The sequence below is a fragment of the Mesorhizobium sp. WSM4836 genome, assembly GCF_055811815.1.
In genome coordinates this window covers 1-250 of the sequence record NZ_JBVVQF010000151.1, presented here as the reverse complement: position 1 = coordinate 250, position 250 = coordinate 1, and the positions used below count along the sequence as shown (strand labels likewise).

The following is a 250-nucleotide window of genomic DNA, read 5'->3' as shown; positions in this document are numbered from 1 at the left end:
CTGTTCGGGGTCGCCTACCATCACGACCTTGGCCCCGGCGTCGCGGGCTTGGCTCAACACTCGCTCCATTTGGCGCTAGCCGATCATGCCCGCCTCATCCACGACCAGTACGTCCTTGGGGCCTAGCTGCTCGCGCCCCTGTCCCCATGCGTGCTCAAGGCTGGCGATGGTGCGGGACTGGATGCCGGACCCGCCCTCAAGGTTCTCGGCCGCGATGCCTGACAACGCCGCGCCGCGCACCGTGTAACCC

At 68.0% G+C, this 250-nt stretch carries 1 pseudogene; it reads right to left on the bottom strand.

Annotated features, from left to right (window positions below):
• Positions 1 to 250, bottom strand: a pseudogene (locus AC0L2P_RS32470) (AAA family ATPase); the annotation flags it as partial.